We start from the raw sequence: 12621 nt of genomic DNA, 5'->3' as shown, positions 1-12621 counted from the left end.
TCTGGTGCTATCCCGCAGTGGTGTGGCCCGCCGCCCGCCCCGCCCCCCCCCCCGCCCCCGGGGGGGGGGGGGGCGGCGCCCCCCCCCCCCCCACCCCCCCCCCCCCCCCCCGGGGCCGGGGGGGGGGAGCGCCCTACGAAGACCCCCACCCCGCTCCGCTGCGCGGATCGACCCTCCCCACAAGGGGAGGGTGAGGTCACCACGGCACAACCGTAATCTCCGGCCAGCACTCCCTCGCCCTCGCCCCCTTCACCTCATGCGTCTGCTGGTTGTCCATCACCCGGTTCGGTGTGATGCGGAACGAAAAAACATCATCCAGCCCGAACGGCGCCACCAACACCAGCTGCCCGTCAGCATCGTATCGAACCCCGACGGCGTGCGTCTTCGACGCGAAATAGCAGACGGGATCGCTGGCGTTCGAATAGCGCGGGCAAGGCCGCCCGAATTTCTGCGGATACCAAAGATGCACCCGCGCCTGATTGCGCACCTCGACCGGCAGCGGCAGTCCTTCGAAATGCTTCTCCGCGCGGCGAATAACGGCGTCCTCGGCCTCGTAGGAGAGGTCGCTGTCATCGAAGTAGAACAGGTCGACATCCCTGATGCCATACCCCGAAGGCTTGCCGGTCAGATGGTTCCAAACACTGTTGTAGAGCGCGCCGGAAACCACCAGCCAGTCCGGCAGGTCGAGCGTGCGAGCCCGCGCCAGCGCGTCGCGTAACAGCGGGTCGGCAAGCACGATGGCGAGAAACGCCGCGCGCTGCTCTTCAAGAGGAAGGCCCGAATAGCAGAGAGTATCCATCGCCCTTTGGAGAGCGATTCGGCAAGTATCCGCAATGCTTCGCCCATAGCGCCACCAAAGATGTGGCCAGATTGCAACGTGACCGGACCATGATGCTCGGCCTGGCCCTAAAACAGCCCACCCTCGTCATCTGACGACTATGCGCGTCTGCCCATCTGCCGGCATGGACGATTGCTATTGGAATTTTCCACACCGGCTGGAGTAGCCTGGGCATGCAGATATCGTCGGTTTGGCCAGCAGCATCGTCGAGAGGACCGATCGACAGGGCAAAATTGACTGCGAAGTGGTTCTGGATTGCCGCGACCTTCTGCGTTCTGATCGCAGCCTCGCTCAATGCAAGTGCTGCGGCGGAGCCGATCGTGATTTCCCCGGCCACGCTGCCGGATGGGAGAGTTGGTGAGCACTATGATCGGACGCTGATGGCTTCAGGCGGAGCTGGCGGGCCATACACGTTCGCGCTCACTTCGGGGGTCACGCCGGTCTCCTTCAGCAGCGGCGGCGTCCTCTCCGGGGCAGTGATAGCCGCCCCCGGCACCTATAATTTCAGAGTCCTGGCGACAGATCAGGTCGGCAACACCGGCACACGCGACTACACGATTGTGATCGCGGACAACCCGGTCTTGATTTCGCCTGCTGCGTTGCCCGGCGGGCAGATTGGCCAGCCGTATAACCAGGCGCTGACGGCTTCGGGTGGCGCTGGCGGTCCCTACACGTTCTCGATCGTTTCGGGCTCCATGCCCGTCGCCTTCAGCAGTGCCGGCGTCCTCTCAGGGCCAGTGATAGCCGCCCCCGGCGTCTACAGTTTCAGGGTCCGGGCGACAGACCATGTCGGCAACAGCGGCGAACACGACTACACCATCGTGATCGCGGACAACCCGGTCGTCATTTCACCAGCTGCCTTGCCCGGCGCGCAGATTGGCCAGCCCTATAGCCAGGCGCTGACGGCTTCGGGTGGTGCTGGCGGCCCCTTTACGTTCTCGATCGTTTCGGGCTCCATGCCCGTCGCCTTCAGCAGTGCCGGCGTCCTCTCCGGGCCGGTCATAGCGGCCCCCGGCGTCTACAGTTTCAGGATTCGGGCGACGGACCATGTCGGCAACAACGGCGAACGCGACTACACGCTTGCGATCACCACTGGCCCGCCCATCGTAATTTCACCGGCAGCTTTGCCCAATGGCCAGGTTGGGCAGCCCTATAGCCAGATGCTGACCGCAACCGGCGGTGTGGGCGCGCCTTACACGTTTCAGCGGATCATCGGAAATCTGCCCGAAGGCGTTTCGCTCGCAACCGATGGCACACTCGGCGGCACGCCGACCGAGAGCGGATCATTTGCCTTTGCCGTCGATGTGTTCGACACCTCCGAGAACAGGGCAAGGCGCGAGTATACGCTGGACATCGCTGCGGCGCCCCGACCGACGGCGCCGTCACGGACCATGACCATCGTTGCCGGCATGTCGGCTTCGCTGCCGTTGACGCCGGGTGCTACCGGCGAACCATTCAGCGCCGCGGCGATCATGTCCAGCGCCCCCGCCGAGGGCGGCACGGCGACGCTGTCCGGCGCGCCCAACTACCTACTGACCTTCGCGTCCTCGCCGGTGTTTTCAGGCACCGTCATCGTAACGTACACACTGACCGGCCCCGGCGGCGTTTCCGATCCGGCCACGGTGACCATCACCGTCACCACGCGGCCGGACCCCTCCGACGATCCGGAGGTCGCCGGGCTGCTCAATGCCCAGGCGCAAGCGGTGCAGCAATTCGCCGCCGGGCAGACAGACAATATCAACCATCGCATGGGCGCTTTGCGAAGCGAGGCGTGCCGCAAGGCCTTTGCGAATGGGCTCGAACTGTCTGGCCAAGGCGCCGATGGCAATGCCGCCAGCGTCGACTTTCCAGACGGATCCGATTGTGGGGGCGACGCGGCAAAGCTGGGCTTCGGCTTGTGGGCCGGCGGTCACATCGATCTCGGCCATAGTTTGCCTGACAATAGCGCGGAGCGGGACTCCGTTTCGATCAACATGACCACCGGCATCGACTACCGTTTCAACGACCGTTTCGTCGCCGGTCTGGCCGTCGGCTACTCCAGCGACGACAGCGACATTGGCGGCAATGGCACCGAGAGTTCCGGCGAGGCCTACAGCGCGACGCTCTATGCAAGCTATCGCCCGGCCGAAAACCTGTTTCTCGATGCCTTGGCCGGCTACGGTTCGTTCAGCTTCGATTCGAAGCGCTTCGTGACAAGTGTTGGCGGCTTTGCCGACGGTCAGCGTGACGGCGACCAGATTTTCGGCTCGCTGACTGCCGGTTTCGATCATAGCGTCGGCGGGCTGCGACTCACTCCGTTCGCCAGGTTGACGGCATCCTCTTCGAGCCTCGACGCGTTTACCGAAACCGGAGCAGGCATCTATTCGCTGAGCTTCGGCAAGCAGAGTGTCGACAGCCTCGGCGGCACGCTTGGCCTTGCCGGCGGCTATGACATGCCGGTGGCCCTCGGCGTCTTCACACCACGCTTCCGGTTTGAATACACTCACGAATTCTCCGGCTCGAGCGGCGTCGATATCCGCTACGCGGATAGTCCGGATGGCCTTGTCTATGGCTTCCAGACGCAGCCTTTGGCGAGTGACCAGGTGATGATCGGCCTGGGCGCCGATCTGCTGCTGCACCAAGGGTTATCCATCGGGCTCGATTATCGCGGCACAATCGGCTTTCAAGACAGCTACAGCCATGCCTTTGGCCTGAGGGTCGGCGGCGGGTTCTGACCATTGCGGCAACGGCTGCTCATCCGTCCCGTGGACGGATGAGCAGCCCCATCGCTAACAGTTCAGTCGCCTTGGGCGCTACGTCCTCAGAACGCCACCGGCCTGCTTACCGACATTCTCGACGATACGCTTGGCCAGTGCCTCGAAATCCTCGTCGGTCAGTGTCTTTTCAACCGGCTGGATCGACACTTCGATGGCGATCGATTTCTTGCCCTCGCCCAGCGAAGCGCCTTCGAAGATGTCGAAGACCGAGACGGCGGTGATGAGCTTCTTGTCGGCGGCGAGCGCCGCGCGCACCAGCGTGCCGGCCTCGACCGTTTTGTCGACGACGAAAGCAAAGTCGCGCTTGACCGCCTGGAAGGGGGACAGTTCCAGTTTCGGCTTGGTTTTCGTCGGCTTGGCCTTCGGTTCGGGCACGGCATCGACGAAGACTTCGAAGCCGCACAGTGGCCCGGAAACATCAAGGCCTTCCAGCGTCTTCGGGTGGAATTCGCCGAAGGTGCCGAGCACGGTTTTCGGACCGAGCTTGATCGTGCCGGAACGGCCGGGATGATACCAGGCCGGGCCGCCGGCCTCGATCTGCAGCCGGTCGACAGGCGCACCGCAGGCTTCCAGTGCGGCGATCGCGTCGGCCTTGGCGTCGAACACGCCGACCGCACCCGAATTGCCGGCCCAGTTGCGGCCTGAGCCGTCGAGCTTGGCGGTGCCGCGGCGCACGCCGGCGGCCACGCGCCGCTGCTGGTCGGCGCCGTCGCCCTCATAGGTGCCCGAGACTTCGAACAGCGCCACGTCGCCGATGCCCTTGTCGGCATTGCGCTGGGCAGCAGCAATCAGGCCCGGCAGCAGCGACGGCCGCATGTCGGACATGTCGGCGGCGATCGGGTTGGCGAGCTTCAGCGCGGTCTGGCCGCCGCCGAACAGCTCGGCGTGCTTGGCCGGAATGAACGACCAGGTGACGGCTTCCATCATGCCGCGCACGGCAAGCGCGCGCTTGGCGGTGCGGGTACGGACCTGCAGCGTGGTGAGGATCCTTGCATTGACCGCGTCATGCGCACCGAGCGGCTGCGGTGCGATGTTGTCGACACCATGGATGCGCATGACTTCCTCGACCAGGTCTGCCTTGCCGTCGACGTCGGGGCGCCAGGACGGCACGGCGACATTGACCACATCGCCCGATCCCTCCGGCTTGAAGCCGAGGCGCGACAGGATGTCGAGGCTTTCCGCCCTGGGAACCTCGATGCCGGTCAGCCGCTTCACTTCCGAAAGCGGGAAGGAAACGATCTTCGACTTGTGGCCGGCGTAGCCGACGACTTCCATTTCGGTCGGCGTGCCGCCGCAGAAATCGAGCACCAGTTTCGTTGCCAGCTCGACGCCGGGAACCATGAATTCGGGGTCCACCCCGCGCTCGAAACGGTAACGCGCGTCGGTGATGATGCCGAGCGTGCGGCCGGTGCGCGCCGTGGTGATCGGATCCCAAAGGGCGGATTCGATCAGCACATCTGATGTGTTCTCGTCGCAGCCCGAATGCTCGCCGCCCATGATGCCGGCGATGGACTCGACGCCGTTGTCATCCGCGATGACGCACATTTCCGGCGTCAGCGTGTATTCGCGGCCATCGAGCGCCTGCACCTTTTCACCATCGCGCGCGCGGCGCACGACGAGATTGCCGGCAACCTTGCTGGCGTCGAACACATGCAGCGGGCGGCCGCGGTCGAAGGTGACGTAATTGGTGATGTCGACCAGCGCGCTGATCGGCCTCAGCCCGATGGCGATCAGCCGCTGCTGCAGCCATTTTGGCGACGGCCCATTCTTGACGCCCTTGACCAGCCTGAGCGCGAAGCCGGGACAGAGCTCCGGCGCTTCGATCGTTACCTTGACCGGACACATGCCGTTGCCGACATGCGGCATGATGGCGCCGCCGACGAGGCGGCCAAGCCCGCTCGCCGCCAGATCCCTGGCGATGCCGTAGACGCTGGTCGCATCCGGCCGGTTCGGCGTCAAATTGATCTCGATGACCGGATCGTCGATGTGCGCATAGGCAGCGAAGCTGGTGCCGACAGGCGCATCCTCAGGCAGGTCGATGATGCCGTTGTGCTCGTCGGACAGTTCCAGTTCGCGCTCGGAACACATCATGCCATGGCTTTCGACCCCCCTGATCTTGCCGACCGCCAGCGTCACGTCGATGCCGGGCACATAGGTGCCGGGCGCGGCAAAGGCGCCGATCAGGCCGGCCCGCGCATTGGGCGCGCCGCAGACGACCTGCACGGGTGGCTTGCCGTTGCCCGTATCGACGGTCAGCACGCGCAGCCGGTCGGCATCGGGGTGCTGCACCGCCGTCAACACCCTGGCTATGACGAAGGGTTTCAGGCTCGACTTGTCGTCGACATGCTCGACTTCGAGGCCGATCGAGGTCAGTCGCTCGACGATCTCGTCAAGCGTGGCGTCGGTCTCTAGGTGGTCCTTGAGCCAGGAGAGGGTGAATTTCATGGGACTGTTCCGTCTGGTCTTTTGACGCTTGTTTTCAGATGTCTCGGCAGGTCGTCGGATATATGCAGGAAGGCAAGCTGTTCGCTGACATAGGCATGCTGCGTCGGCTCAAAATCGGCCGGCGCATCCATGGCGCCGAGCATGAAGTAGATGTCGTCCTCCAGCCGCTCGTCGACATAGGCGATGGGTGAGCCGCAGGTGCCGCAGAAGGAGCGCGTCACCGGGCCGTTCTCATACATCTTCAGCGCCTTGCCGGTGAACGCGACCTGATCGACCAGGAAGCCGACAAAGGCCGACATCGGCGCGCCGCTGGCCCGCCGGCAATCGCCGCAATGGCAATAGCTGACGTGATGCGGTTCGACTGATGCCTCGAACCGCACGGCGCCGCAGCGGCAGCCGCCGGCATAGGGCGCTGTCATGCGCTCAGGCCTCCGAACAGCGTCGGCATGTCGAGCGGCCTGAACCCGTAATGCGACAGCCAGCGCACGTCGGCATCGAAGAAGGCGCGCAGGTCCGGCATGCCGTATTTCAGCATGGCGATACGGTCTATGCCCATCCCCCAGGCAAAGCCCTGATATTCGTCCGGATCGAGCCCGCCATGGCGCAGCACGTTGGGGTGCACCATGCCGCAGCCGAGGATCTCCATCCAGTCGGAACCTTCGCCGAAGCGCACTTCGCCGGGCCTGGAGCGGTCACACTGGATATCGACCTCGAGGCTCGGTTCGGTGAACGGGAAGAAGGACGGCCGGAAGCGCATCTTGACCTGCGGCACCTCGAAGAAGGCCTTGCAGAACTCCTCCAGCACCCACTTCATGTTGGCGACGTTGGCCGTCTTGTCGATCACCAGCCCCTCGACCTGATGGAACATCGGCGAGTGGGTGGCATCCGAATCCTGCCGGTAGGTCTTGCCCGGAATGACGATGCGGATCGGCGGCTTCTTCGTCTCCATGGTGCGGATCTGCACCGGCGAAGTGTGGGTGCGCAAAAGCTTGCGCTCGCCCTTCTCGTCCGGCTGGAAGAAGAAGGTGTCGTGCATTTCGCGCGCCGGATGGCCTTCTGGGAAATTCAGCGCGGTGAAATTGTAGTAATCGGTCTCGATATCGGGACCTTCGGCGATGGAAAATCCGAGGTCGCCGAAGATCGCCGCAATCTCGTCGATGACCTGGCTGATCGGGTGTATACGGCCGCGCTCAGCCGGCGACTGCCGCACCGGCAGCGTCACATCGACCTTTTCGGCGGCGAGGCGCGCGGTGATCGCCACATCTTTCAACTCGGCCTTGCGCGCCGTCAGCGCATCTGTGACGCGGTTCTTGAGTCCGTTGATTGCGGGGCCTTTGACCTGACGCTCCTCGGCGGTCATGGCGCCAAGGGTCTTCAGCATCTCGGACACGGCGCCCTTCTTGCCGAAAGCAGCGATGCGCACGGCCTCGATGGCCGGCTCATCGGCGGCCGAGGCGATTTCGGCCAGAAGTGAGTTTTCAAGCGTATCCAAGCCAGTGGTTGCGTCGTTCACGGTCAAAACTCGCTACGTTGGAAATCAGCTCAAAGTGAAAGTCACTTTTAAGTTGAAGTTCAGGCAAAAGAAAAACCCGCGCCAGCCGTGCCAGCGCGGGTTCCCCAAATCAGAATTGCGAATGCTTGGGAAGCGCTGGTCTTAGGCGACAGCGCTTTCAAAAGCGTTCGGCGTGGTGTTCTTCAGATATTCGAGCGCCACCTTGGCCTTGGCGACCAGGGCTGCGAAAGCCTGCGGCTCATGGATGGCCATGTCCGACAGGATCTTGCGATCGATCTCGATGCCCGACTTGTTGAGGCCGTCGATGAAACGGCCATAGGTCAGGCCATGCTCGTGCGTCGCGGCGTTGATGCGCTGGATCCACAAAGCGCGGAACGAGCGCTTGCGGTTCTTGCGGTCGCGATACGCGTACTGCATCGACTTTTCCACCGCCTGCTTGGCGATGCGGATGGTGTTCTTGCGGCGGCCGTAGAAGCCTTTCGCGGCTTTCAGGACCTTCTTGTGCTTGGCGTGCGAAGTGACGCCTCTTTTTACGCGTGCCATGTCATGATCTCCTTAAAACGTGTCCGGACCGAATGCCTTAGAGGCCGTTCGGCAGAAAATTCTTGATGACCTTCTTGCCATCCGGTTCAGCCAGAACCATCGTGCCGCGGGCATTTCGAATGAACTTGTTGGAACGCTTGATCATGCCGTGACGCTTGCCGGCCGCAGCCGACAGGACTTTACCCGTACCTGTGATCTTGAACCGCTTCTTGGCGGCCGATTTGGTCTTCATCTTGGGCATTTTGCTACTCCGTATTGTTGGCGCACTATCGCGCTTCTTGTTCGCTTCAGGCCGACCAAAGCCCGAAAAGCAAATGAAACCGCCACGGCATGCCCTGCCGGGCGGTTTTCTTGAACGGCGGTGCTATACGTCAAACACGGCCCGCGCGCAACACCTGTGGAGATGCGGCGCTGTGTCCTCGTCAGGGCAGCGTGAACCAGACCGGCAACATGCCTGACTGCTGGGCGCCGTCAATCAATTCAAAGGCCGGCAGCGCGACGAGGAAGACCAAACCGTCGAGCAGCGTGGTCAACAGCAGGCGCGGCTTGAAGTTTCCGGTATCGCCCTCCTGGTAGAGCGACAGTTTCGGGAAAAAGCGCGGCACCCGCGCCAGATAGGCCTGGTACGGCGCGCCGAGCGCTTCCTTGAGGAACTTCTCCTCGCGCAGGATGACGATATGGAACGCCCCCGCGCACAAAAGCCCGAAGAGGATGATGCCGGAGAACGAACCGATCTGCGCGCCGACGCCAGCCGCGGCCACGGTCGAGAACACATAGAGCGGGTTGCGGGTGATCGAGTAAGGCCCGCCGGTCACCACCTCGGAAGATTTGCGCCCGCCTATGTAGAGCGTCGCCCAAAGGCGCCCGACGATGCCGAGGAAAATCAGCAACACGCCGAACATTTCGATCGTCTCGTGCACGGCTGTGTCGGGCGGAAACGTCGATTGGCCAAACAGCAATGCTGCAAACAGCACGACCACGAGAACGGCAAGCACTATCCGGCGCATATGCTGGTAATTGCCCAGCCCGTGTTTGAAGTCCACGTCCGAAACCTTGACTTCATCGACCATAGTGAATCCGATCGTCAGGAATTTTGCCGGCGATCGCAGCGTCTGAACAAGAAGAAGGCGTCCCGCCGATCGCCGGGACGCCTTGCGATGTGATTCAGGCGGATTTAAGCGCGATGGCCAAGCCTGACGTTATCGTGATCCTAGATACGCGCCGATGCAGATCTTAGCGCGGCGACAGCACCATCATCATCTGGCGGCCTTCGAGCTTCGGTTCCGCCTCGACCTTGGCGATCGTCGCCACTTCCTCGCGGACCTTGTTCAGAAGCTGCATGCCGAGTTCCATATGCGCCATCTCGCGGCCACGGAAGCGCAGCGTCAGCTTGACCTTGTCGCCTTCCTCGAAGAAGCGGCGAACCGCCTTCATCTTGGTCTCGTAGTCATGGCTGTCGATGTTCGGGCGCATCTTGATCTCCTTGATCTCGATGACCTTCTGGTTCTTGCGCGCCTCGGCCGCCTTCTTCTGGTTGGCGTATTTCAGTTTGCCGAGATCGAGTATCTTGACGACGGGGGGCACCGCATTGGGCGATATCTCGACGAGATCGAGCCCAGCCTCTTCGGCGAGCAGCAATGCGTCGTTGATGGAAACATCGCCGCGGTTCTGGCCTTCGGCGTCGATAAGCTGGACCCGGGGAACCCGGATGTCACGGTTGGAGCGCGGGCCATCCTTGGTCGGCGCCGCTGCTTTGAAAGGTCTGCGAATGGTCGTGGTCTCCTTGGCCGTTTCGTTCAGGGTCTGTCAGTGTTGATGCATGGACGCGCCAATGTGGTGAGCGCGCGGGCGGAGTCAATAGCACAGCATTGACAGAAAATCACCCTGATCGCTGCTCTGCACCAAACAAACAACATCGTGAGCACTTTTCGCCACGCCACCGTCCGTGTCACAAGACCGGCGTTGAGGAAAAGCCATGACTGCCACGCCCCCAATCTTTCTGGATGTAGATGGATCGCGCATCGCGGTGCGCCATACTGCTGGCTCTACGCCGGGCATCGTCTGGCTCGGCGGCTACAAGTCGGACATGCTGGGCACGAAGGCTCAGACGCTGTCGGACTGGGCGGCAAAAGAAGGCCGCGCCTTCCTGCGCCACGATTATTCCGGCCATGGCGAATCCGGCGGCGCCTTTGCCGACGGCACGATTTCGACATGGCTTGCGCAAAGCCTTGCCGTGTTCCGGCATTTCACCCGGGGCAGCCAGGTCCTGGTCGGCTCCTCGATGGGGGCCTGGATCGCGCTGCGCATGGTGCAGGAATTGCGCAAGGCAGGCGATAGCAACGTCGCCGGCCTGGTGCTGCTGGCGCCGGCCCCGGATTTCACCGCCGAACTGGTCGAACCGGTGCTGACCAAGGCGCAGAAGCGCGATCTCGCCAAAAAAGGTTTCTTCGAAGAGCCGTCGGACTATTCCACGGAACCCTACATCTACACCCGCGCGCTGATCGAGGACGGGCGCGACAACCGGGTTATGACAGGCCCGATCGACACCCATTGCCCGGTGCACATCCTGCAGGGTCTGGCCGATGCAGATGTGCCGGCAAGCCATGCGCTGAAGCTGGTCAGCCTGCTGCCCGCCGACGACGTGACACTGTCACTGATCCCCGACGGCGACCATCGCCTGTCGCGACCCCAAGATCTCGACATGCTGGTTAGGGCCGTCGATGCGATGGTGCAGAGGGGAAACTGATGCGCGCATCCATTCCGATATCCGCTTTCGTCGCGGCGATCGTCGGCTTCGGCGGCACGCTGGCCATCGTCATCGCAGCCGCCAACGCAGTCGGCGCGACGCAGATCGAGACGGCAAGCTGGGTGACGACGATCTGCCTGGCCATGGCGATCGAGAGCCTGTGGCTGTCATGGCGCACGAAGATGCCTGTCATCACCGCCTGGTCGACGCCGGGCCTGGCGCTGATCGCGGCATCGAGCGGCTTTTCGATGGGTGAGGCCGTCGCCGCCTTCATCGTCACCGGCGTCCTTCTGATCGCCACCGGGCTGTTTCGGCCCCTGACCAAGCTGATCTCGAGGATACCGCCCTCCGTTGCCTCGGGCATGTTGGCTGGTATCGTCGTCACCTTCGCGCTCAATGCGGTGAAAACCATTCCAATCGACCCGTGGCTGATCCTGCCGCTGATCGCTGCCTTCTTCGTTATCAGGCTGTTCAACCCGGCGCTGTCGGTGCTGGCGGTTCTGATCGGCGGTGGCCTCGCCGCTTTCCTCACCGGCCGTGTCGGTGGCCTGCCGACACCGGAACTGTCGACGCTTACGCTGATTGCGCCTGACTTCACCACCAAGGCGGTGATCGGCCTGGCACTGCCGCTCTACCTCGTCACCATGGCGTCGCAAAACCTGTCCGGCCTCGCCGTGCTGCGCGCCGCCGGCTATCACCCGGAGCCCGGCCCGCTGATCGGCGTCACGGGCCTGTTTTCGCTGCTGTCGGCGCCGTTCGGCGGCTCGACGACCAATCTGGCGGCGATCTCGGCGGCGATCTGCACCGGACCGGACGTCCACCCCGATCCCGCCGAGCGCTGGAAGACCGGGCCGTTCTATGCACTCGCCTATCTCATCTTTGCTATTTTCGGCGCTTCGCTGGTGGCGATCTTCGCGGTGCTGCCGCAGAGCCTGATCGTGCTGGTGGCAGGCCTGGCGCTGATGGCGTCGCTCGCCAACGCGCTGTCTATCGCGCTGAAGGAAGAGGCGGATCGCATGGCCGCCACCGTCACCTTTGTCGTCACCGCGTCGGGTCTGACGCTGTTCGGCGTTGGCGCCGCATTCTGGGGCCTGATTGCCGGGCTGGTCGTGCTTTTCCTCGATATGATCAAAAAGCGATAATCATTTCAGATGCTTGTCCGGATTTGGCGGACATTGTCTTGAATCGCCGTTTTTCTCTTCCCATTTCGATTCCACGCAGCCCGGATTTGGCTGTCTCCAACCGAAGGAATGGGAGAAAATGAACGCATCCGCATTGATCCGTCCGGCCTGGACGCCGGCAACCATCGCGTTGATGGTTGTAGGTTTCATGGTGTTCTGGCCACTCGGCTTCGCCATGCTCGCCTACATCATCTGGGGCGACCGCCTCGATGGCTTCAAGCGTGACGTCAACCGCGCGACCGACGGCATCTTCGCCGGATGCCGCCGCGGTTCCGACAAGGCCGCGCGCTGGGGCAATGGCTCCGCCCGCACCGGCAACGTCGCTTTCGACGACTGGCGCGAAAAGGAACTTGAGCGGCTGAACGAAGAGCGCCGCAAGCTCGACGAGATGCTGACCCAGTTCGACGAGTATGCCCGCGAATTGCGCCGCGCCAAGGACCAGGACGAGTTCGACCGGTTCATGGCCAACCGCAACAAGTCGACGGCTCCGACGAAGACCGATCCAAGCACCGGAACGACGACCACCAAGCGTGGCAAGGGCTCGAACCTGCTTGACGACTGAGGCCAAGCGACTGGCCACATCGTGAAAAAACGGCGTC

General features: G+C 63.0%; 12 protein-coding genes. 4 read left to right on the top strand and 8 right to left on the bottom strand.

All coding sequences use genetic code 11. The features are described 5' to 3' along the window. Window positions 1-196: 196 nt before the first annotated feature. A complete protein-coding gene (locus AC0L24_RS15935; protein WP_127808255.1) occupies window positions 197-799 on the bottom strand; it encodes a nucleotidyltransferase family protein in 603 nt (200 codons plus the stop codon). 272 nt (window positions 800-1071) lie between these two features. Here AC0L24_RS15935 and AC0L24_RS15930 point away from each other — a divergent pair, with 272 nt between their 5' ends. Further along, the gene (locus AC0L24_RS15930) at window positions 1072-3552 is read left to right on the top strand and encodes an autotransporter domain-containing protein (protein WP_164873730.1); all 2481 of its coding nucleotides are present in this window, start codon (window positions 1072-1074) and stop codon (window positions 3550-3552) included. Window positions 3553-3630: 78 nt separating this feature from the next. Here AC0L24_RS15930 and pheT read toward each other — a convergent pair whose 3' ends face one another. From pheT to infC, 7 genes are all read right to left on the bottom strand, one after another. Then, window positions 3631-6039: a phenylalanine--tRNA ligase subunit beta gene (pheT, locus tag AC0L24_RS15925; protein WP_473563955.1), complete on the bottom strand. Its 2409-nt coding sequence runs from the start codon at window positions 6037-6039 to the stop codon at window positions 3631-3633. Beyond that, a complete protein-coding gene (locus AC0L24_RS15920; RefSeq protein ID WP_127266806.1) occupies window positions 6036-6458 on the bottom strand; it encodes a GFA family protein in 423 nt (140 codons plus the stop codon). The genes pheT and AC0L24_RS15920 overlap by 4 nt, the downstream gene beginning before the upstream one ends. Next, the gene (gene pheS / locus AC0L24_RS15915; RefSeq protein ID WP_127380267.1) at window positions 6455-7552 is read right to left on the bottom strand and encodes a phenylalanine--tRNA ligase subunit alpha; all 1098 of its coding nucleotides are present in this window, start codon (window positions 7550-7552) and stop codon (window positions 6455-6457) included. Before pheS ends, AC0L24_RS15920 begins: the two co-directional genes overlap by 4 nt. 141 nt (window positions 7553-7693) lie before the next feature. Next, on the bottom strand, window positions 7694-8095 hold the full coding sequence (gene rplT, locus AC0L24_RS15910) for a 50S ribosomal protein L20 (RefSeq protein WP_023672281.1): 402 nt from the start codon (window positions 8093-8095) through the stop codon (window positions 7694-7696). A 37-nt stretch (window positions 8096-8132) separates the two neighbouring features. Beyond that, the gene (rpmI, locus tag AC0L24_RS15905) at window positions 8133-8336 is read right to left on the bottom strand and encodes a 50S ribosomal protein L35 (protein WP_006201248.1); all 204 of its coding nucleotides are present in this window, start codon (window positions 8334-8336) and stop codon (window positions 8133-8135) included. A gap of 181 nt (window positions 8337-8517) precedes the next feature. Next, on the bottom strand, window positions 8518-9165 hold the full coding sequence (locus AC0L24_RS15900) for a methyltransferase family protein (RefSeq protein ID WP_292695195.1): 648 nt from the start codon (window positions 9163-9165) through the stop codon (window positions 8518-8520). A gap of 163 nt (window positions 9166-9328) precedes the next feature. Then, window positions 9329-9865, bottom strand: coding sequence for a translation initiation factor IF-3 (gene infC / locus AC0L24_RS15895; RefSeq protein ID WP_013528312.1), 537 nt, complete (start codon window positions 9863-9865; stop codon window positions 9329-9331). A 205-nt stretch (window positions 9866-10070) separates the two neighbouring features. Here infC and AC0L24_RS15890 point away from each other — a divergent pair, with 205 nt between their 5' ends. The 3 genes from AC0L24_RS15890 to AC0L24_RS15880 all read left to right on the top strand — a co-directional run bounded on the left by AC0L24_RS15890 (window position 10071) and on the right by AC0L24_RS15880 (window position 12584). Next, window positions 10071-10841 (top strand): alpha/beta hydrolase, encoded by a 771-nt coding sequence (locus tag AC0L24_RS15890; protein ID WP_128364714.1) that lies wholly within the window; start codon window positions 10071-10073, stop codon window positions 10839-10841. Next, window positions 10841-11983 carry a benzoate/H(+) symporter BenE family transporter gene (locus AC0L24_RS15885; protein WP_127808261.1) on the top strand — a complete coding sequence of 381 codons (1143 nt, stop codon included), beginning with the start codon at window positions 10841-10843 and terminating at the stop codon, window positions 11981-11983. The genes AC0L24_RS15890 and AC0L24_RS15885 overlap by 1 nt, the downstream gene beginning before the upstream one ends. A gap of 118 nt (window positions 11984-12101) precedes the next feature. Beyond that, window positions 12102-12584: a DUF2852 domain-containing protein gene (locus tag AC0L24_RS15880; RefSeq protein ID WP_127266800.1), complete on the top strand. Its 483-nt coding sequence runs from the start codon at window positions 12102-12104 to the stop codon at window positions 12582-12584. Window positions 12585-12621: the final 37 nt, after the last annotated feature.

Source organism: Mesorhizobium sp. WSM4809 (genome assembly GCF_055811655.1).
This window is presented reverse-complemented; position numbering and strand designations above follow the sequence as displayed.